This window comes from Shewanella benthica KT99 (assembly GCF_000172075.1).
Taxonomy (GTDB): domain Bacteria; phylum Pseudomonadota; class Gammaproteobacteria; order Enterobacterales; family Shewanellaceae; genus Shewanella; species Shewanella benthica_A.
In genome coordinates, this window is the sequence record NZ_ABIC01000004.1 from 138,567 (window position 1) to 158,715 (window position 20,149).

The window sequence follows — 20,149 nt, forward strand, 5'->3', positions numbered from 1 at the left end:
CTAACAGTTTCACTATTCAGCATCACATTGCTAACTTTGTCAGCTTTATTGATAAATATGTCTTCGCTTTACCCCACAATGAAAGACTTAAACTTCTCTGCCATCATTATCACCACCAAGAACCAGCTCGAAACCACGATGGCTTGAGTCAGGCCTAGTGGTCTGGGCATATCAAGCTCCTACAGTAAGCAATAACCAAAGCTTAGTAGGAGGGGAACTATGTCTTGACACTACGGGAGCGTCCATATACGTCTCTGTTTATTCAATCGACTTTGAACAATATTTTAGGATTAACCAGGGTTTTCATTTCAAGAATATTGCCGTTCGGGTCTTCAATAAAAAAGGTTTCCTGTTCATATTTACTGTCTGTAAAGCGACGATAAGGCTTGTCTAAATAGGCAATGCCAGCCGTTTCAATACGCTCTTTTAAGGCTTGAAACGCCCCATCAGATAAATGTATACCAAAATGGGGAACGAGGACGCTACCCATTTCTACTTCATGGCGTACTTTTGGCAAACGTTCTTCGCTTTGGTGTAAGGTCAATTCGTTGCCCCAAAAATCAATATCTACCCAATGACCCTCCTCGCTATTGCCACTCTTACAGCCAAGTACATCGCAATAAAACTTTTTAGCCAAATTTAAATCGCCCGCAGGAATGGCAAGATGAAAACAGTTGCTCATAAATCCTCCCTTGTTTTATTTTAAACGCATGAATTATGGATTGAATAAATTCAACAGTTCAGCATTTGTTGGGTATTTCTCAAGTAACTCAACAAGTTTCCTAGCACCCTCTACAGGTTTAAGACAGGTAAGCGCCCTGCGCAACAAGATTACCTTCTCGAGTTCTTTCGAATTGAGCAGCAGTTCCTCACGACGCGTGCTGCTTTTAGCAATATCCAGCGCGGGAAAAATTCGTTGATTTGCAGCCTCACGCGATAAAACGACTTCCATATTACCCGTACCTTTAAACTCCTCAAATATCACCTGATCCATTCTGCTACCAGTATCAACCAGTATGGTCGCTAGAATGGTAAGCGAGCCACCATGCTCAATTTTTCTCGCTGCGCCAAACAATTTTCGTGGTATTTCCATCGCTCTAGCGTCAAGCCCGCCCGATAGGGTTCGACCGCTGCTCCTTTGATTGGCATTATGTACTCGTGTCAGTCTTGTCAGAGAATCAATGACAATCATTACATCAAAGCCTTCACCTGCTTGCCGGCGAGCGATTTTAAGAAGGTCATTAGCTACACGAACGTGTTGGTCATAGTTTTCATCCGTAGATGAAGCATATACTTGTGCCGGTACGCTGCGCTTAAAATCCGTCACCTCTTCGGGACGCTCATCAATGAGTAACGCATAAAGCTTTATCTCTGGATAAGCCTTGCCCACCGACTGGCAAATATGTTTTAACAGGGTAGTTTTTCCGGAACCTGGTGGAGCAACAATTAAACCTCGCTGCCCCATTCCTATTGGCGTGAACAGGTCCATAGCTCGGGTGGAAAGTTGCTCAGAGCCTAATTCTAGGCGAATACACTGATGAGGATTGATGGCGACACCATTTATAAAACGCTCTAGTGGGTCAACGTGAGGTACAACCTTGGCCACTTGCTCGACTTGTTTGGCGACTTTTTTTCTTTTCACATTCAAAGTTAATATTTTTCTGGTCATAATATCGGTTTATAGCTCTAGAGAATTAAGTGTTTTTGATGTCTTTACTGTAGTCTAACCTAGCTAAGCGCTTATTATATTGACTGAGCAAAGTTACATGTTACTAGGTGTTAGTAACAGATAGATAATAACGTATTAGAAAAAGTATTGATGAATTTTAAACTTATTTATCAAAATATTTTGGGCTTATTTTAATAAGCTGCGGTAATGACTACACCAATAGATATTCCGATAATGATACCTATTGATACATTACCAGATACTGCCCTAAATGAGGCTCCCATTGATGAAGCAAGCGCGACTCCCAGACCGATAGCCAAAGTAGCTGAACGTGTTAAATTACATCCAAAAGAATAATAAAGTACAAGATCAGTCCATAAAAAACCACGGTATTTACCGTGGTTATCTCTTAGAAGGTGATTGATTCCAGACTCGAGAGCATGGTCATCACAAGCGGCTATTTCAACGCGGCGATCTCTTTCTCAACCGCAGCAACCACGCCTTGTGGATTGCTTAGGTACTTAGAGTGATCGACAAAGATGGCATGATCACCGATGGTGATGACCAGTGCCGGAAATGAGTTCGTGCCTATCATCTCCTGGATCTCGGCGATATCCGATAATACGTATTCGGCTTCGCTGCTCAATTCATCTTTGAAGACTTTATTTGAGGGTGATAACTTGAACTTTTCAACCACGTCATTGAAGTCATGCTTAGTACCTAGTGGGTTACCTTCGATGAAGTGTGCCCTTTGTAAGGTATTGAGCACTGCCAATACTTTCTTCGGCTGCTTGCTCTGCATCCATCCCATCAAGTTTGCCGTTTTGAGCGAGCTCTTAGGGCTGTTAACGTAACGAATGTGATCTCTGCCAAACTTAAGTCCGGTCAGTTTCGCCACTTCTTCCATCTGCTCTTCGCCCGCGCTGTCTGTGCCATTGTAATGTGCGCTATGCAGCAGGTGGATATTCATCTCAGGGTAAGCTTCATGAAGTGCGTTGACCAAAGGTGTGGCCCCGTAGCTCCACGGGCAGTGAGAATCGAAGATAAAATACAGATCCTTGCTGGAGTTCTCAGAAATAGGAGTCTCAGGATCGGAGATAGGCAGCTCGGTAAACAGTTCTTGGGTCATTCGCTTGAGTCTTGGTCAAAATCAGATACCTGTGATCCTAATTAGTTTGCCTTCAACATTCAATCTTTGTCTTGAGAAGTTTACCCAAATCTTAGCGCGAGTCACTCGAGTCCTTTGTTTGTGCACCAGCTTAGTACACGATAGTTATCAAATGATATATAGTGTTAATATCAACTGATAGGTTTAGGCCTGTGTTAATAGGATCTAGTGATGGCAATTACCAATGTATTCACACCGGCGAGCGCTGCAAATAAAGTGATCGGCTTCTGGCAATCTGTGGGAGTTCCGGCGCGCGGTGCCAGCTTGTATGAGGCGTTGCATACCGGCTTGCCCTTTGAAGTTTATGGTAAACTGGCTAAGGTTTCCGGCATAGAAAAGTCAGAGCTAGCCTGTGCCACTGTGATTGCCAGTGCAACGCTGCAGCGTAGGGCCAAGGCGGGGAAATTCAACCGCGACGAGAGTGACAGGTTGTATCGTTTCGCCGAAGTCTATAAGTCGGCGCTGGATCTGTTTGAGGGCGAAGGCGTCGATGCAACCCGATGGCTCAGAAACCCGGTTCGTGGTCTGGGCAACAAACGCCCTATCGACATGCTGTCGACTTCAGCAGAAACTGAGGCGGTACTGAATTTGATAGGCCGCTTAGAGCACGGCGTGTTTGCATGATCACGGCCTACCGCATCGTGAAGAAGAAATGGACTGGCAATGCCTTCGACGGTGAGGGTGCCCGGATCTATGGCGGACGCTGGAATAGCCGCGGCCAGTCTTGTCTTTATCTGGCGGGCTCCGAGTCTTTGGCAATCTTAGAGATATTGGTTCACTTAGATAATGCCCAGCAGATCACTCATTACGCGCTATTTACCGTCGAGCTGGATGAAAAAGATATCATGTTACTCGACCATGACTCCCTACCCCATAACTGGCAGGAAGATCCCGCTCCGGCGGATACAGCCGATCTGGGGGATGAATGGTTAAACAGTCAGAGCAGTCTGGCTCTGTGCGTCCCTTCGAGCATAGTGACTCGTGAACGTATTTTTTTGCTTAATGTCGACCATCCCGCTTTTGATAACATGATGGATACCAAGGTCGAGATCGAGTTTTCCATGGATAGGTGACTCCTGTCAGTAAACTAGACTACAGAATAACAATATTTATAGGAGGGAGTGTGGCGAGATTACTCATAATGTTTATCGTATTTAGCCTATTTCCATTATTTTCAGCCAATGCAAAAGACCTTAGGTTTGCTGTTGTTCCGAAATTTTATGGTGTTTTTTTTGATCAAAGTGGACATGGTTGTAAAGACGTGGCCACTCAAATAAAAGGAGTAAAGTGCGTATATCGAGGGCCTGAAAAAGCAAGTGTAAGAATACAAAATCAGATTATAGAACAACTAATCGATGAAGGTATAGATGGTATCGCTGTAGCCGTCACACAATCTAAATTTCTCGCAGAAAATAGCCTAAAAAAAGCTAAACAAGCAGGAATTCCTATTATTACATATGACTCCGATTTTAACGATTTTACCCTGAAAAAGTATAAGAATTTGCGTTTAGCTTATATTGGGACAAACAATTTTGAGCTTGGTATGGCGTTAGGCGAACAGTTAAAAAAATTACGGCCCAATGGAGGAACACTTATTATTCAAACTGGACGACCAGATTCTCCAAATTTGAATCTGAGGATAATGGGCGTACGTACCGCGCTTTCAGGAAAAAGATATGCAACGCCTCCAGGACAATTACTCATGAACGATCATGGATGGACTGAAGTTCGAGAGCCTTTTTTCAATTTTGACCAGCTTACTCGGGCAGTTAAACAAATGGAGTCAGTGATGAAAGGAAGGCCAATACAAGCAGATTCCTTTATTGCCGTTGGTGGTTGGTCTCAAAATGATGAAGCCCTTTATCGAAAAATGATTGCTTCGTACAAAGGGAAACTTGATAGGAAGGAGATGGTCATTGTCATTGCTGACGCATCTCCCCCTCAGCTAGCGATGTTGCGAGATCATCTTGCTCATGCAAATGTTGGCCAAAGCCCCTATGAAATGGGCAGACAAGTCATTTTGACACTGCTTAAAATTGTGAAAAAACAAAAATATGAGGAAATCATCTATACTCCTTTGAATTTTTGTACACCAGAAAACTATGATACTTGTACTAAAAACTCACCAATGGGCCCGATGAAAAATTAGCAAAGTACTTTGAGCCCTTCCTATCGACTATGCCTAGATTAACGTACCAGGGTAAAAGGCTGTGCAAAATGGTACTGGCCTCAGCCCCACGATGATTATGATTGAACAACCCGTTTCTATTTTGCCTTGTTGGCTTGACGGCATAAAAGGTACTGATACTGACGACAGAAAGCCGTGATCGTTAGGCCGCTAGCGGACTGCTGTTTTATCAAAGCAGTTCAATCTTCATGGGAACGTTTAGCCATACTAACTCCTGATGTTCAGTCAGGTGTTAAAATAAGGGATCCATGAAAGCAGTTGAAGATGTACTTGCCCGGACGGTGACAAACAAACTAGAAGCTACATACGGTATTTCTGTTTCTGCGTTTCGCTTCGTATAGGGCGGTATCCGCTTCATGGATCAGCTGAGCTAAAGATTGATGGCGGAAATAAGACATGCCGAGCTGAGGTAATACAATAAGTGCAACAGATTAAGGTTGAAAAGTGAGAGAGCTGAAGGCAGAATTTTAGTTCTCACACACAAATTCAGAGTCGGTCATGAACAAACAGCACCATTTTCACTGCTTCCCGACACGATGACCATAAACTCTTCGCCGCCATAGCGAATGAGTACATCGGACATTCGACTTTTATCGGTGAGGATTTTGGCAACAAACTCCAGTGCGCGGTCGCCAACCAGGTGACCATATTTATCGTTCACTTGCTTAAAATGATCGAGATCTAACATCAGCACGGCCAAATGACCCTCTCCGCGAGAAGCAATCTTATGCATCACTTCGCCCCGCTTCAATCCTTCTCGGCGATTAAACAGCCCGGTGAGATCATCGACGCTGGCCTGCTGAGTCAGCACGGCTTCGAGTCTTTTTTGCTCTGTGATGTCAAAAATCACCCCGATAAGGCCGGCAAGATCATTATAAATTGAACTTTATGCTCAAGTAGCGATCAGATCACCAAATACTCTTTTTTGGTGATGTTAATGACTGCTACTTTTTTAAAACATTTTGATTCGATTGCGGATCCCCGTATTGAGCGTTGTAAAAAACATAACTTATTAGAGATTATTTTACTCGCTATAAGTGCGGTTATGTCAGGCTCTGAAGGATGGGAAGACATTGAAAACTTTGGACATCTAAAGCTTGATTGGCTTCGTCAGTATCGTCCTTTTAAAGCAGGTATTCCTCGGCATGACACTATTGCCCGTGTTATCTGCCGATTAAAAGCGGATGAAATAGAGATAGCAAAGCTAATCGTTAAGCAAAAGGCTGATTATATTCTAGCGCTTAAAGGTCATCATTCTGGTCTACAGGGTGAATTGAAACAAGACGTTGTCAGCAAGTGCTGGTTAATAAAAGTTGGTTAAATAATAAATATCAGTGGGTTGGCTTAAAAAGCATTATCAAAGTAACATCAGACGTACATGAAAAAACGACAGGTAAAGAGACCACTGAAACACGTTGGTACATTAGCTCATTAGATTTAAATGCAGAGCAGGCGTTATCTTCTGTGCGAAATCACTGGCAAGTAGAAAGTATGCATTGGGTGTTAGAGATGACATTCAGAGAAGATGAATCACGGATCCGTAAAGGCCGAGGTCCGCTTGCTTTTAATGTGATGAGAAAAATAGCAATGACCTTGTTCAAGCAAGAGCAGACAAAACGCGCGAGTATAGTGGCTAAAAAGAAGATGGCAGGGTTGGACGACGAGTATCGCTCAACCCTGTTAGAGTCAGGGATTAAAATGCGCTAGCCGTGCCCTCAGTGGCGTCGAAGGTAAGATGTTCCACCCCATGGCCTTCACTGTTGTGGCTGCACTCATAGGTGCGCTTATCTTCTCGATTACCTTCGTACCGGCCGCCATCGCGATATTCGTCAAGGGCAAGGTCAATGAGAAAGAGAACTGGCTCATGTCTAAGGCCCGTAGTGTCTATGAGCCCGTGTTGTTCTTCTCCCTCAAGCGTCCGGCCATCATAGTCCTTGTTGCAATAGGCTTAATGGCCGTCACCTCTTATCAGCTGACCCGTTTAGGCTCTGAGTTTTTGCCTAAGCTCGATGAAGGGGACATTGCTCTCCATGCCATGCGCATTACCGGCACAGGTCTCGAGCAGTCTATCGAGATGCAGAAGCAGCTTGAGCTGATCATCGGCGAGCTCGATGAGGTGGAGCGGGTGTTTTCGAAAATTGGCACACCTGAGGTGGCCACAGATCCTATGCCGCCAAGTGTTGCCGATACCATCTTGATCATCAAACCCAGATCCGAATGGGCCAACCCGAGTAAAACCAAGGAGGAGTTCATCGATGAGCTGCGTCATCATATCGAGCAGGTGCCGAGGAATAACTATGAATTTACCCAGCCTATCGAGATGCGTTTCAACGAGTTGATTGCCGGCGTGCGCGCCGATGTGGCCCTGACGATCTCGATATCCTCAAACAGGCCGGCGATCGCGCCCTGAGTTTATTTCAGCAACTCGAAGGCGCCAAGGATGTCCGTGTGGAGCAGATGTCCGGCCTGCCAACCCTCTCTATCGAGCCAAACCGGGATCACTTAGCCTTGCTGGGTCTCACCATAGTCGATGTGCAGCAAGCGCTGCAGGTCGCGGTGTCCGGCGTGCAAGTTGGCCTTATCTATGAGGGGGACAGACGGTTTAAACTCATAGTGCGTATGGATGAAAATATCAGCCAAGATCTCAGGCTTCTGGAAAATCTGCCTATCGCGCTGCCCGTGGATCTCAATCCGGATCTTAGCTATGTGCCTCTGGGTGAAGTGGCCGAGATTAAGTTCAAGGTCGGCCCCAATCAGATCAACCGTCAGAGTGGCAAGCGTCATGTGGTGGTGACAGCCAATGTCGAGGGACGAGATTTGGGCTCTTTCATTAAGGACACTAAGCGTCTCATGGGTGATGAGCTTAATCTGCCCAGCGGTTACTGGAGCGAGTATGGCGGCACCTTCGAGCAGCTCGAATCGGCATCCAATCGCTTGATGATAATCGTGCCACTGACCTTGCTGCTCATCTTCGGCCTATTATACAGCGCCTTTGGCTCAATCAGAGACTCGATGATCATCTTCAGCGGCGTGCCGCTGGCATTGACCGGGGGCGTACTGGCCCTGGTGCTCAGAGACATGCCTCTGTCTATCTCGGCGGCGGTGGGCTTTATCGCCCTGTCGGGCATAGCCGTGCTCAATGGCATGGTGATGTTGAGCTTCATCAAGGAGCTTAGAGTACAGGGACTGGAGCTTTTTGCGGCCATTAAGCAAGGTGCGAGTCAGCGACTGCGACCGGTATTGATGACAGCCTTAGTCGCGAGTCTGGGATTTGTGCCCATGGCCCTTAATGTCGGTACTGGCGCCGAGGTGCAGCGCCCACTGGCAACCGTCGTGATAGGCGGCATAGTGTCATCGACCCTGCTGACTCTGGTCATCTTGCCCCTTTAACTGAGCAAAATTTTGACATTCAAAGCAGAAGTCTGACTATAATTTGAGCGCTTGAACGCTTTATTGGCAAAAAAACGCTAACGGCCGAAATTAACTACTGAATTTTTAAATCTTCATGCCTACACTGAAATCATCGAGAGTCATATACGAGGTTGCCTATGCCAATATCTCCGTTATCCCCTCTAAGCAGTGACCAGCTTTACCGCAGTTCTGAGCTATCAGGCCTGGAGGCCGATTGTAAGTCTACTAAACACTTAACTCCCCTGGATGAAATTGTCGGACAGGAACGCGCCCAACAAGCCGTCGAGTTTGCCATGTCCATGCCTGACAAGGGTTATAACATTTACGCCCTCGGCCGTAACGGCCTGGGTAAGCACACCATGGTGATGCGTTACCTCAATCGTTACGAGCCCAACGGCCGCGGTCATACTCTTCATGACTGGTGTTATGTGATTAACTTCGATGAATCCCGTGTGCCTAAGGTGCTGAAGCTGTCGTCAGGCTCGGGTATCGAGTTCAAGAAAGATGTCGAGAAGTTCATCATCAAGCTGACCAAGGCGTTGCCTTTGGCGTTCGACAATGAAATGTATTATTCCAGCGCCGAGAAGCTCAAGAGTCAACTGTCGAACAGGCAGGAATCTGCACTTAAAGGCCTCACCAAGGAAGCCAAAGACGCGAGTATCAGCCTGACCATCACGGCCGAAGGCAGCTATGAGCTTTTGGCCATGAAAGGTGAGGAAGCCCATACCGACGAGACATTTAAGGCTCTGAGCAAGAAACAGCAAGATGTGTTAGAAACTTCTATCGTCGAGCTCGAATCTAAGCTCAGAGTCATCATCCGTCAATTTACTGTGTGGGAAGAGGAATACTCTGACAAGCAACAGAAGCAAGATGAGCAGGTGGCTCAAGATGTTCTCACCCACCTGATGACTAAGCTCAAGGAGAAATACAGCGGTATACCCGCCGTTAAGAGCTATCTTGGTGCTATGCATAAAGACATTCTCGACAATTTAGATCTGTTTCTCGAAGACAATGAGGAGCAACTGGCGCTTTCTTATGCTTCTTTAGACAAGAAGATGCCCCGCCGCTATCAGGTCAATGTGCTGGTTAATCAAGATGATGACAAGATGCCTATCATAGTCGAGGAGTCGCCCAACTATCACTCCATCTTCGGTTATATCGAGAATGCGACCTTCAAAGGCACCATCTTTTCCGATTTCTCACTGATCCGCTCCGGCAGTCTGCACAAGGCCAACGGCGGTGTGCTGATGATAGATGCGGCCAAGGTATTGGAACAGCCCTATGTGTGGGACGGTCTTAAGCGTGCCCTTCGCTCGCGCAAGCTCAGCTTTAGCTCCCTCGAACGCGAAGTCACCCTGTCTGGCACTATCTCATTGGATCCCGAGGCGATTCCTCTGGATGTAAAAATCATCTTATTCGGTGACTATCAGACTTATCAGTTACTGCAGCACTATGACCCCGAATTCAGTGAACTGTTTAGGGTGACTGCAGATTTTGAAGATGTGATGCCACGTACCGAGAAATCTGAGGCCCTATACGCCAAGTTTATCTCCAGTATCGTGCATGGCAACAAGATGCTGCATTGTGATCGCAATGCCATAAAACGCATCATAGAATTCAGTTCTCGTCAGGCTGACGATCAGAACAAACTCTCCCTGCACTCGGCCGACATTGCCAACCTGCTACGAGAGTCTAATTACTGCGCCCGCGCCGTCAATGCCAACATGATCCGCGCCAGCCATGTCGAGCAGGCCCTGCACAATCATGAGATGCGCGTATGTCGAGTCAAAGACAATGTGATGGAGAGTTTCATCACCGGCACCACTCTTATCAGCACCCAAGATCATGCCGTCGGACAGGTCAATGCACTGTCGGTTATCGCGACCTCGGATCATCAGTTCGGCGCGCCGAACCGAATCACGGCAACCACAGCCTTCGGTGAAGGTAAGGTGTTCGACATAGAGAGAAAAGTGGACTTAGGCGGTAGCCTACACTCCAAGGGCGTGATGATCCTATCGGCCTACCTGGCGTCCTTGCTGGGTAAGACCGCCAAGATCCCCCTCACCACCCATATCACCTTCGAGCAATCTTACGGTGGTGTCGATGGTGATAGCGCCACCATGGCCGAACTCTGTGCCATAGTCTCTTCGTTTTCTAATCAGGCGATCAGACAAGATATCGCCATCACAGGCTCGATGAATCAGTTCGGGGAAGCCCAGCCTATCGGCGGTGTTAACGAGAAGATTGAAGGCTTCTTCGATGTCTGCACTATCAAGGGACGCACTAACACTCAAGGGGTGATCATTCCTAAGACGAACGTGCAGAACCTGATGTTGCGTAGCGACATTGTCGAGGCGGTCAAGAAAGGCAAATTTAATATCTGGGCCATTGACCATGTTAGTCAGGCCATCGAGTTGCTGACAGGTATCGAGTCAGGGATTAATCTAGACAGACAGTCGAAGCAGCTCGATGAGCATCCAGCAGATTCAGTACTCGGTCTGGCCCAGGCACGCTTGAATGAGCTTAGGGAGACATCTACAGCCTCGGCTTAAGAGTGAGTACTTGGTCATGTCATAAAGTGAGATGACCATTTTTAAACGGATCATTCCGTAAAATGAGCAACTAATGTGTACCGGATCCACGCCTCCGAAGCAGAGCTGGATCCCGGGCATCTCGTGCCTCAATCCTGGGATAACGGCTTAAGGATGATCATTCAAACCTGATATTCTACGGACAAAATAAAAGGCCGAAACATTGCTGTTTCGACCTATTAAATTCAGTCTACTTAACGGCGGTTAACTGTCTATAAAGATCAGTTTAAGCCAGTGCTTTCTGTAGCTGAGGCACAATCTGCTTCTTACGGCTCAACACGCCATCGAGCCAAACGCGGCCATTCTCGGTCGTCTTACCGTAGGCACGTTCAGTCAGGGTCGCATCATCACTGACGATCAATAGCTCTGAGCCTTCTTTCATGATATCGGTCAGTAGCAGCAGCATGCTGTGACGTCCACCTTCGGCTTTAAGAGCGGCGATATCGGTTGCCAGTTCGGCCTTAATGTCGTCAAACACAGACAGGTCGATGACCTCGAGTTGACCGATACCCACCAGATGACCATTCATGTTGAAGTCTTTAAAATCACGCATAACAAGGTCACGTACTGGTGTGCCTTGAACAGCGGATTTTACCTTGAACATGTCCATGCCCAGTTCTTTGAAATCTTCAATACCGGCGATTTTAGCCAGGGCTTCGACACACTTGATATCGGCCGTGGTACAGGTAGGAGACTTGAAAATAACCGTGTCGCTGAGAATCGCACACATCATGATGCCGGCGATGTCCTTTGGAATCGCCACACCATGGAAATCATACATCATCTTGATGATGGTGTTGCTACAGCCTACTGGGCGGATCCAACACTCGAGTGGTGTCGATGTGGTCAAGTCACCCAGCTTATGGTGATCGACGATACCGACAATTGTCGCCTCGGCGATATCATCCGGAGCCTGAGTCAGCTCAGAATGATCGACGATAAACACCTCTTCACCGGCATAGCTCGTCTTGAATTCAGGGGCCTGGAAACCAAACTTTTCTAAGATGAATGCGGTTTCAGGTGATAGCTCACCTAAACGAGCAGCAATAGCTGGCTCGTCGATTGCATTTTTCAGGTTAGCGAGTGCAATTGCACCACAAATTGAATCTGAATCTGGGATCTTATGGCCCACTACATAAACTGACATTGATAACTCTCCTTTAATTACCGTTTATTCTACCAAATTCATTCCGTTTGAAAAACATTAACTGACAATAACCTCAAGATGTGAACCTGAACATCGAAAAAGATTGCCAGTAGTTAGATTACTGCTAGACTTACAACTGTATAAATATACAGTGCAGGGTAGAATGACCATGATGAAAGTGATCCCAATCTCAGCCAGTGCGGGAATAACCGGCTTCGAAAGCCCAGCAGCCGATTACAAACAATTGCCCCTAAGCTTAGATGAACTGCTCGTTGAGCACCCCAGTGCCACCTTCATCGGCCAAGCGAGCGGATGTCCGATGCAAAATGTCGGGATATTCGATGGCGATATTCTCATCGTCGACAGGCACGTCAAGGTACAAGATCAAGACGTGATAGTGGCAAATTACAACGGCAACTTTGTCTGCAAAATTATTGATACCAAAAGAAGAATGCTACTCTCGGCTAACGATGAACATCAACCAGTGGCCATACACGAGTACGATCAGTTCAGTGTCGAAGGTATTGTGGTGCGTTCAATACGCTGTCATCGGCCGAGTCCTCTGCTGATGAATAACGCTGCCGTCGAATCAGTTTTTAACCGATGAATTTTATTGATTCCAATGTTGATATTCAAGTTAACGAGTCGGCTAGAACAACTCACAGGGAGTACAATGTTCGCTCTCGTCGATGCTAATTCATTTTATTGTAGCGCCGAACAGGTATTTCGCCCCGAATGGCGTGGCCGCCCTATTGTGGTCCTGTCAAATAACGACGGCTGTATCGTCGCCGCTAACCGTCAGGCTATCGATGCAGGGGTCCCCAAATTTGAGCCTTACTTCAAAGTTAAGGCCCTGTGTGATCGCTTAGGTATTATCGCCTTAAGTTCAAACTATGAACTCTATGGCTCACTGTCCGCCAACATGATGAAGGTGAAATAACCCAAATAGTGACTCAGATAGCCAAGCAACAATTTAGAGCAAGGGTTCGTTATTACAAAGTCGGAGTCGGCCTCATCGATCTTATCAGTGAGTCACATAACCAGCTGGATCTGTTTGCATCACCGAAAAATCCGGCATTAATAAAGGTCTATGACGCACTCAATCACAAATACGGCTCCGACTCTATATTTATGGCGGCACAAGGGTTCACCGCCAAATGGCACATGAAACGAGAATATCTCACGCCTCAGTACACCACCAGCTGGCAAGATATCCCTAAGATCAACTGCTAATCAATATCCTTACATCACCTGCAAATGTATAGGCAAAGAGGTGAGAGAATCTCCGCCCTAAACAGCACTTATTTCCTGGCGGAATATTCTCTCCATAAGAGCGCTTGTAAAATGCACTGACTAGACAAATAGAGCAAATGACTTCATTTAGCACTCACAACTTAAGTCGATATCACCACCTGATGCTTTTCAATCATAGGTCTGCCAGTAAAGGCTTCCTTGGGTAAGGGATTTTGATGAGATAACTTAAAATCTTCACTGTGGATCCACGCCTCAAAAGCCGCTTCATCTTGCCAGGTGGTGAAAACGACATAAGGCGCCCCTTCACTCACAGGTTTCAAGATCTGCATCGAGACGAAACCAGCTTGCAGGTCGATTTGCCCCACACGCTGACGAAATCGGTTCTCAAACTCATCTTGCCAATCCACAGCCACCGGAATACGGTTCGCGACAATATACATAACCCCTCCTAATAAAGACATCCAAAATTATTTCAATAAAAAACAACCACTAGAAACATGTGAAACTACCGTAGAACCCAGTGTGCCACGACTTATCTATATCATCAATTAGCAAACATGATAAATAGACTCTCTTAATGCATAACTCATTAGAAACTGTCGAGAAGAACTAGAATCAGATGGAATAATAAAATCAGGAAAACGCAAAATACCGAACGGAGATTCGGCTGGGTTTATACTCTTTCACTAAGGCATCTTAACGAATATATACTAGGTGCTGTCTAGCCATTTATGACAATTAGCCGCCCCTTGCCTGTAATGCCGGTAAGTTAAGCTTACTGGCATTTTTTATTTCTGGCATATTTCTGAGGTCTACGCTTGACCGTCCTAGGGTAAAACCGAGTTCGTCGAGGTTCTAAAATCAGGCTCTCTGCCATGTCGTAGAAGTATTTAAGCTGACAAGGAAAAATATAGATAATAGTCTTTGTCGTGATGCTTAGCTTGTATCAAAAATATTGCCTTATCTCTTCCTGCTTCCAGGTAAGGCTTTAGGTAAAGCGTTATTACAATATGGGTCGTGCTCTGCGTTATCTTTCACATTCTGATCGACATACTTATAAAACCCCTCTTTAACCCGAGTCCATATCCCCGGCGAGAGATCGGCTCCCTGCGCTTGAATTAACCTTTCAAACAGGTCTAGGTCACAATGACTAGCATCGTAGGCCATCTTTAATGTCGCTGCTGACTCATCATATGAAACACTGTCGATACCGATAATCTGATCTATGCTAGAGACTAGCTTGTCTCTGTTCTCTGCTGTGATCCCCTCAAGCTTTAAATACCTGACGACTAAATTAGCTTCTTTTACGCCAAACCTATGGTCTAAATCAGTCATAACCTTCCCTCGATTTCAATATAAACAGCATTGATATTGTAATAAAACTCTGTGTATTCACTAGATAGCTGTGTGCAGTTCACCCGTTCAGATTAACACTCAGGTATGAAGAGATAGTGATGTCGATCAAATTATGGTCGATAAATGGGCCATTCGTCGACAAGTTAACCATTTGCACACTTTATGTGAATAAAAATAAAGCGCGAAAATAGAGAAACGTCTGTATTTACATGGGTTAAGCAGGTGCTTAATGGGCTGTGTAACCGCCTCTCATTACGACATACAAATTTACACAATAGCCATGTAACATCAACGCGGATGATTTAACATATATAAGCTAAAAAAAGTCTTTCGCCTATGTATTAATTTGAACTAGCCATATAAGGCTGTTTTACAAAGAATATAAAAATCTAAGTTTCAACAAGAGGAAGTGTTCGTGGCTACAAAAAAACAGATTATTTTGCCTATTATCGTATTATCCCTCGGTATCGGTGGTTTCCTTGCTATGTCGGCACTGAAGCAGCCTCCGGCAGAGAAGGAAGCGGTAGACAATACGCCTTTAGTTACCGTTAAACAGGTTGAATTCAACCCTATGATCTTTACCGTCAGCTCCTACGGCGTGGTCAACGCCAAGTATGAAACTGAATTGGTTTCTCAAGTTAACGGCGAGATCATTTACCTGTCAGAAAGCTTCGTTCGTGGAGGATTCGTGAAGAAAGGCGACATTCTCGCGAAAATAGATCCCAGTGATTACGATGCCGATCTCATTGATGCAGAAGCCAACCTTGCCTCGGCAAGAGCAAGTTTAGTGCAGGAAAAAGCCTTCAGTAAGGTTGCCGAAGAAGAATGGAAACGCATTAAGGATGGGGTCCCCTCGGAGTTAAGCTTACGTAAGCCGCAACTCGCCCAAGAAATAGCCAAGCTTAAATCCACCGAAGCAGGCCTTAAACGTGCTCTACGCAACGTCGAACGTACTGTGATCAAGGCGCCCTATGATGCCCTCATAGAGAGTCGAACCATAGGATTAGGTTCCTATGTCAGCATAGGCACTCCCCTTGGCAAAGTGTTAAGTACCCATAAGGCCGAGATTCGTTTGCCTTTGGCAGATAAAGACATCCAATACCTAATCAATAAAGGTAAACATGCACAAGTGACTCTCGTTGCCGATCTGGGTGGCAAGCAGCAAGAGTGGAGCGGCACCATAGTGCGTAGCGAAGGGGTGGTCGATAAGCTTAGCCGCATGACCTATCTTGTCGCCGAAGTCATAGACCCTTATGGTATCGAGTCGAACAATAGCCAGCTCAGGTTTGGTAGCTATGTTACCGCCAACATTGCAGGCACTCATGCCGGAAATGTCACCGTACTGCCGAGACACTTAGTCGTCAACGGACAAATTGCCGTACTCGATGATGATAATAAGCTCACCTATAAAACCGTCAACATCATCCGTCAATTCGGTGCGGAAGTAGTGATATCCGCAGGTCTCGAACAAGGGATGAATGTGATCACCTCCGCGCTCGATTACCCGGTCGAAGGCATGCAGCTTGCTCTGCCTCAAGAAAAACTGCAGCAACAAGACGATGACTCCGAAGGGTCTGAGACGCAACTCGCCATGGAAGAGAAGGAATAATCCATGTCAGATACTAATCAAACATCTGCGCCTTCACCTGGCAAGCAAGAAATACAAACTGGCATCATAGCCTGGTTTGCCCACAACAGTGTCGCGGCTAACCTTTTGATGCTCATTATCATCTTAGGGGGTCTCTTGACCGCCGACACCATACGTAAGCAGTTTTTCCCTCAGATTGAGATCAACTGGGTCGAGTTTAATGCCTTCTATCCCGGCGCTGCGCCTCAAGAAGTAGAGGAAGGCATCACCATGAAAGTTGAAGAGGCGCTGGAGAGTGTTCAGGGGCTCAAACGTGTGATCACCTATTCTAACCGAAACTCGGCCACAGGTTATTTTCGAATAGAAGATTCTTACAATCCACAAATCGTACTCGACGAGATAAAATCTGCCATCGATTCCATATCCAGTTTCCCCGATGGCATGGAAAGGCCTAAGGTCGAGCGCATTAAATTGCGTCAGGAAGTGCTCTATATGAGCCTGTACGGTGATATGACGCCGAGACAACTCAAGGTACTAGGTGAAAAAATTCATGATGAGTTGATGCAACTTCCCTTGGTAAACATCACCGACTTCTACGGCGGTCTGGATTATGAAATAGCCATCGAAGTGAGTAGAGACAGATTGCGGGAATTTGGGCTCACGTTCAATGATGTAGCCGCAGCCGTTCGCGGCTTCTCCCGTAACATGTCGGCGGGTCAGATCCGCGCCGAGAACGGTTACATCAACCTTAGGATCCAAAACCAGGCCTACGTAGGTTACGAGTTCGAGAACCTGCCCTTAATTACCTTGCCAGACGGTACCAATGTGCTCTTGGGTGATATCGCCACCGTCATTGACGGTTTCGAAGAAGGCATTCAATATTCGAAGTTTAACGGTAAGAACTCGGTCACCTTCTTCATTGGGGCCGCAAACGATCAAAGCATAACAGATGTGGCCGATGTGGTTAAAGCCTATGTGGCTAAGAAACAGCAAGTGCTACCGGACGGGCTTAAGCTAGAGACCTGGGTAGACATGACCTATTATCTGGAAGGCCGATTAGACCTCATGTTAGATAGCATGAAAACCGGTGCTGTGCTGGTTTTCCTTATGTTAGCCTTGTTCCTGCGAGTGCGTCTGGCATTTTGGGTCATGATGGGTCTGCCGGTTTGTTTCCTCGGCACCCTACTCTTCATGCCAATGCCGATGCTCGATGTCACGGTAAACGTGATCAGCCTGTTCGCCTTCATCCTGGTTCTGGGTATCGTGGTGGATGATGCCATCGTCATGGGTGAGAGCGCCCATGATGAGTGTGAGCAAAATGGCCAGAGTCTGGAAAATGTCATCCGTGGTGTAAAGCGTGTCGCTATGCCAGCAACATTCGGTGTACTGACCACCATAGCGGCATTTTTACCTCTGACTCTTGGTGACGGTCCCTCCTCTGCTTTCGGTAAAGCCATAGGCTATATCGTGATCTTGTGTCTGATATTTTCACTGGTCGAGTCTAAGCTCATCTTGCCATCGCATTTGGCCAGAATGAAACCTAGAACTAAGGTTAAACCAGGCTCTAAAAATCCTTTGGATTGGTTACGTAATGGGGTGAACTTTATTCAAGGCAAGGTCGATAAGGGTCTGCAGTATTTTATTCAGAATATATACCGCCCGGCGCTCACCAGTGCAGTTAAGTATCGCTATACGGTTATCATGCTGTTTATCAGTTTCATACTGATCTGTGCAGGGCTATACGCCGGTGGCATGATCCGCTACATCGGACAGCCCAAGATCCCCCATGACTTTCCTCGGATCACCTTCGAGATGAACGTGGCCTCCTCTGAGAAAGCGACCTTATCTGCAGCACTGGCCATCGAAAAAGCCATCTATGACGTAGATAAGCAACTGGAAGAGCAATATGGTCAAGGCATGATCTCAGATATGCAGGTCGATCTTAAGGGACGGACTTCGGCAGAAGTCATGACCAAGCTGGTGGATCCCGAGCTTAGGCCCTTAGATACCTTCGAGCTTGCTGAGCTATGGCGTCAAGCCATGCCCCTCATACCGGGAATGAAGTCATTCGAAATTCAGGATAACTTGTTCGGTGGTGGTCGTGACGATGGTGACATCAGTTTCCGCCTGAAAGGAAAAGATGAGCAACAATTGATTGCCGCTTCGAATGAACTCAAGGCTAAGCTTAACTCCCTCAAAGGTGTCGGAGATGTCAACGATAGTCGTCAATCCAGCGCTAAAGAGGTGCAGTTTAAACTCAAGCCTCAAGCCTATGGTCTGGGTCTCACCTTAGCCGATATAGCCTCTCAGGTGAGTAACAGCTTCTATGGCTTGGAAGCCCAGCGTATATTGAGACATGGCTCTGAGATAAAAGTGATGCTGCGCTATCCCGAGAGGGAGCGTAATTCTATTGCTCAGGTCAGCGAAGTATTGATTGTCACCCCACAAGGCGCCGAAGTGCCACTATCGGAAGTGGTCAGTATCACAGTGACTCAAGGGGTCAATGGTATACGTCGTGAGAACGGTAACCGTACCATCAATGTCTGGGCCTCTGTGGATGCCGATCAAGCCGAGCCATTCAAGCTGGCTCAGGACATTCGTGATAACTTTATGCCCCAGTTGCTAAAGAAATATCCGCGAGTACAGAGTGAAGTGTCGGGAAATATCCAGGAGCAGATGGACAGCGCTAAGACTCAGCTAAGAGACTTCATCATCTCCATGTTGATCATCTATAGCCTGTTGGCCATCCCCCTGAAGTCATATTCGCAGCCTATCATGATCATGGCCGTCATCCCCTTCGGCGTCATAGGCTCAGTGCTCGGTCATATGATCATGGGAATCGACTTAAGCGCCCTTTCCCTATTCGGCATCATAGCCGCTGCGGGTGTCGTAGTGAATGACTCCTTGGTGATGGTTGATTACATCAATAAATCCCGTGAGGCGGGAATTGCGATGAAGACTGCGGTACTTGAGGCGGGTTGCAGACGTTTCAGGGCCATCATGCTGACCTCGCTGACCACCTTCATCGGCTTGATGCCCATCATGACAGAAACCAGCATGCAAGCTAAGATGGTGATCCCTATGGCGACCTCCCTCGCCTTCGGTGTCCTGTTTGCCACTGTGGTCACTCTGATGCTGATCCCATGCTTGTATCTCGCTATCGAAGATATCAAAAAGCTAGTCGGCAGCAAGTCACGTGCCCATCATGACGATGACCACGCCATGGAGCCTGAGCTTATCAAATAGGTCTTAGATTGATTCGCTAAATAAAATGCCGCTCGACATTTCGAGCGGTATTTTTATGTTTATATTGCTGGTTTCACAGACCTATTATTTGTCAGTAAAGACTAGTTCATGTAACGAGACTCGAAAGTCGCGATTAGAACGCCCTTATCGCTCTTCACTGTCAGTGCTTCACCATTAATGCTGTAGCAGGCAAACTCGCCGATAGATATAAGGAATGCTTGTTCCTGATCCATACCTTGCATACACATCTTACGTGTACCCGCTACCGCCCCCATGGTTAACTTACCTTGGTTCGCCTCGAAAGCGCCGGTGAAGTGATTACAACCAGAGAAACCTTTGATAACATTTTTCTCAGCGATGAATTGGATAAAGAGTTCTTTCTCGCCAGCGCCTAATTTTGCAGGCTTCTCACCCAGGCTCATCAGTTTCCAATAAGTATTGGTAAACTCGGCATTGGCTTTTTTATCAGACTCGGCGGTCTTCGCACGAGCGACTCGGTCCACCTTAATCTCGATAGGCTTAGTTTGGCCT

17 protein-coding genes and 3 pseudogenes are annotated in these 20,149 nt (G+C 46.5%); 12 read left to right on the plus strand and 8 right to left on the minus strand.

Annotation, left to right across the window (positions count from 1 at the left end; translation table 11 throughout):
* Window positions 1–262: 262 nt before the first annotated feature.
* The 3 genes from KT99_RS02815 to KT99_RS02825 form a co-directional block, all read right to left on the minus strand.
* Window positions 263–682, minus strand: a complete 420-nt coding sequence (locus KT99_RS02815; RefSeq protein ID WP_005496784.1) for a VOC family protein — start codon at window positions 680–682, stop codon at window positions 263–265.
* 33 nt (window positions 683–715) lie between these two features.
* Entirely contained in the window at window positions 716–1,669 is a 954-nt protein-coding gene (gene rho / locus KT99_RS02820) for a transcription termination factor Rho (RefSeq protein ID WP_005496786.1), read from the minus strand.
* A 457-nt stretch (window positions 1,670–2,126) separates the two neighbouring features.
* Window positions 2,127–2,798: a hypothetical protein gene (locus KT99_RS02825; RefSeq protein ID WP_005496790.1), complete on the minus strand. Its 672-nt coding sequence runs from the start codon at window positions 2,796–2,798 to the stop codon at window positions 2,127–2,129.
* A 210-nt stretch (window positions 2,799–3,008) separates the two neighbouring features.
* On the opposite strand from KT99_RS02825, the gene parS reads away from it, so the two are divergent.
* Genes parS through KT99_RS02840 form a run of 3 tightly spaced genes read left to right on the plus strand, consistent with a single transcriptional unit; the run spans window position 3,009 to window position 4,986 of the window.
* Window positions 3,009–3,461 carry a type II RES/Xre toxin-antitoxin system antitoxin gene (gene parS, locus KT99_RS02830; RefSeq protein WP_005496792.1) on the plus strand — a complete coding sequence of 151 codons (453 nt, stop codon included), beginning with the start codon at window positions 3,009–3,011 and terminating at the stop codon, window positions 3,459–3,461.
* The gene (locus KT99_RS02835) at window positions 3,458–3,910 is read left to right on the plus strand and encodes an RES family NAD+ phosphorylase (protein ID WP_005496794.1); all 453 of its coding nucleotides are present in this window, start codon (window positions 3,458–3,460) and stop codon (window positions 3,908–3,910) included. Before parS ends, KT99_RS02835 begins: the two co-directional genes overlap by 4 nt.
* A gap of 50 nt (window positions 3,911–3,960) precedes the next feature.
* The gene (locus KT99_RS02840; protein WP_040571523.1) at window positions 3,961–4,986 is read left to right on the plus strand and encodes a substrate-binding domain-containing protein; all 1,026 of its coding nucleotides are present in this window, start codon (window positions 3,961–3,963) and stop codon (window positions 4,984–4,986) included.
* Window positions 4,987–5,521: 535 nt separating this feature from the next.
* Here KT99_RS02840 and KT99_RS02845 read toward each other — a convergent pair.
* Window positions 5,522–5,875, minus strand: a complete 354-nt coding sequence (locus KT99_RS02845; protein ID WP_005496798.1) for a GGDEF domain-containing protein — start codon at window positions 5,873–5,875, stop codon at window positions 5,522–5,524.
* Window positions 5,876–5,962: 87 nt separating this feature from the next.
* On the opposite strand from KT99_RS02845, the pseudogene KT99_RS23465 reads away from it, so the two are divergent.
* The 4 genes and pseudogenes from KT99_RS23465 to KT99_RS02865 all read left to right on the plus strand — a co-directional run.
* Window positions 5,963–6,193 (plus strand): annotated as a pseudogene (locus KT99_RS23465) (transposase family protein); the annotation flags it as partial.
* A gap of 128 nt (window positions 6,194–6,321) precedes the next feature.
* Window positions 6,322–6,732, plus strand: coding sequence for an ISAs1 family transposase (locus KT99_RS23470; protein WP_005496800.1), 411 nt, complete (start codon window positions 6,322–6,324; stop codon window positions 6,730–6,732).
* 4 nt (window positions 6,733–6,736) lie between these two features.
* Window positions 6,737–8,415: pseudogene (locus KT99_RS02860) on the plus strand (efflux RND transporter permease subunit); the annotation flags it as partial.
* Between the two features lie 158 nt (window positions 8,416–8,573).
* Window positions 8,574–10,988: a Lon protease family protein gene (locus tag KT99_RS02865; protein WP_005496812.1), complete on the plus strand. Its 2,415-nt coding sequence runs from the start codon at window positions 8,574–8,576 to the stop codon at window positions 10,986–10,988.
* Between the two features lie 265 nt (window positions 10,989–11,253).
* Here the strand turns inward: KT99_RS02865 and KT99_RS02870 are convergent, their stop codons facing one another.
* Window positions 11,254–12,174, minus strand: coding sequence for a manganese-dependent inorganic pyrophosphatase (locus KT99_RS02870; RefSeq protein WP_005496813.1), 921 nt, complete (start codon window positions 12,172–12,174; stop codon window positions 11,254–11,256).
* Window positions 12,175–12,346: 172 nt separating this feature from the next.
* Here KT99_RS02870 and KT99_RS02875 point away from each other — a divergent pair, with 172 nt between their 5' ends.
* The 3 genes and pseudogenes from KT99_RS02875 to KT99_RS23480 all read left to right on the plus strand — a co-directional run bounded on the left by KT99_RS02875 (window position 12,347) and on the right by KT99_RS23480 (window position 13,407).
* Window positions 12,347–12,781 (plus strand): LexA family protein, encoded by a 435-nt coding sequence (locus KT99_RS02875; RefSeq protein WP_198401987.1) that lies wholly within the window; start codon window positions 12,347–12,349, stop codon window positions 12,779–12,781.
* A 66-nt stretch (window positions 12,782–12,847) separates the two neighbouring features.
* A pseudogene (locus KT99_RS23475) lies at window positions 12,848–13,108 on the plus strand (Y-family DNA polymerase); the annotation flags it as partial.
* A 14-nt stretch (window positions 13,109–13,122) separates the two neighbouring features.
* On the plus strand, window positions 13,123–13,407 hold the full coding sequence (locus KT99_RS23480; protein WP_005496827.1) for a DUF4113 domain-containing protein: 285 nt from the start codon (window positions 13,123–13,125) through the stop codon (window positions 13,405–13,407).
* 161 nt (window positions 13,408–13,568) lie between these two features.
* Here KT99_RS23480 and KT99_RS02890 read toward each other — a convergent pair whose 3' ends face one another.
* Both KT99_RS02890 and KT99_RS02895 read right to left on the minus strand, forming a co-directional pair.
* On the minus strand, window positions 13,569–13,868 hold the full coding sequence (locus tag KT99_RS02890) for an antibiotic biosynthesis monooxygenase family protein (RefSeq protein ID WP_005496829.1): 300 nt from the start codon (window positions 13,866–13,868) through the stop codon (window positions 13,569–13,571).
* A gap of 520 nt (window positions 13,869–14,388) precedes the next feature.
* A complete protein-coding gene (locus KT99_RS02895; protein ID WP_005496831.1) occupies window positions 14,389–14,763 on the minus strand; it encodes a hypothetical protein in 375 nt (124 codons plus the stop codon).
* A gap of 436 nt (window positions 14,764–15,199) precedes the next feature.
* Here KT99_RS02895 and KT99_RS02900 point away from each other — a divergent pair, with 436 nt between their 5' ends.
* Both KT99_RS02900 and KT99_RS02905 read left to right on the plus strand, forming a co-directional pair.
* A complete protein-coding gene (locus KT99_RS02900) occupies window positions 15,200–16,393 on the plus strand; it encodes an efflux RND transporter periplasmic adaptor subunit (protein WP_005496832.1) in 1,194 nt (397 codons plus the stop codon).
* Between the two features lie 3 nt (window positions 16,394–16,396).
* The gene (locus KT99_RS02905; RefSeq protein WP_005496833.1) at window positions 16,397–19,618 is read left to right on the plus strand and encodes an efflux RND transporter permease subunit; all 3,222 of its coding nucleotides are present in this window, start codon (window positions 16,397–16,399) and stop codon (window positions 19,616–19,618) included.
* Window positions 19,619–19,719: 101 nt separating this feature from the next.
* Here KT99_RS02905 and KT99_RS02910 read toward each other — a convergent pair.
* On the minus strand, window positions 19,720–20,149 hold a 430-nt coding region (locus tag KT99_RS02910), incomplete at its 5' end, for an META domain-containing protein (protein ID WP_005496834.1).

Bases quoted from the DNA above. Each gene is read 5' to 3' on its own strand.
- KT99_RS02815 (WP_005496784.1), bottom strand. From the start codon at position 682: ATGAGCAACTGTTTTCATCTTGCCATTCCTGCGGGCGATTTAAATTTG.
- rho (WP_005496786.1), bottom strand. From the start codon at position 1,669: ATGACCAGAAAAATATTAACTTTGAATGTGAAAAGAAAAAAAGTCGCC.
- KT99_RS02825 (WP_005496790.1), bottom strand. From the start codon at position 2,798: ATGACCCAAGAACTGTTTACCGAGCTGCCTATCTCCGATCCTGAGACT.
- parS (WP_005496792.1), top strand. From the start codon at position 3,009: ATGGCAATTACCAATGTATTCACACCGGCGAGCGCTGCAAATAAAGTG.
- KT99_RS02835 (WP_005496794.1), top strand. From the start codon at position 3,458: ATGATCACGGCCTACCGCATCGTGAAGAAGAAATGGACTGGCAATGCC.
- KT99_RS02865 (WP_005496812.1), top strand. From the start codon at position 8,574: ATGCCAATATCTCCGTTATCCCCTCTAAGCAGTGACCAGCTTTACCGC.
- KT99_RS02870 (WP_005496813.1), bottom strand. From the start codon at position 12,174: ATGTCAGTTTATGTAGTGGGCCATAAGATCCCAGATTCAGATTCAATT.
- KT99_RS02875 (WP_198401987.1), top strand. From the start codon at position 12,347: ATGAAAGTGATCCCAATCTCAGCCAGTGCGGGAATAACCGGCTTCGAA.
- KT99_RS02890 (WP_005496829.1), bottom strand. From the start codon at position 13,868: ATGTATATTGTCGCGAACCGTATTCCGGTGGCTGTGGATTGGCAAGAT.
- KT99_RS02895 (WP_005496831.1), bottom strand. From the start codon at position 14,763: ATGACTGATTTAGACCATAGGTTTGGCGTAAAAGAAGCTAATTTAGTC.
- KT99_RS02905 (WP_005496833.1), top strand. From the start codon at position 16,397: ATGTCAGATACTAATCAAACATCTGCGCCTTCACCTGGCAAGCAAGAA.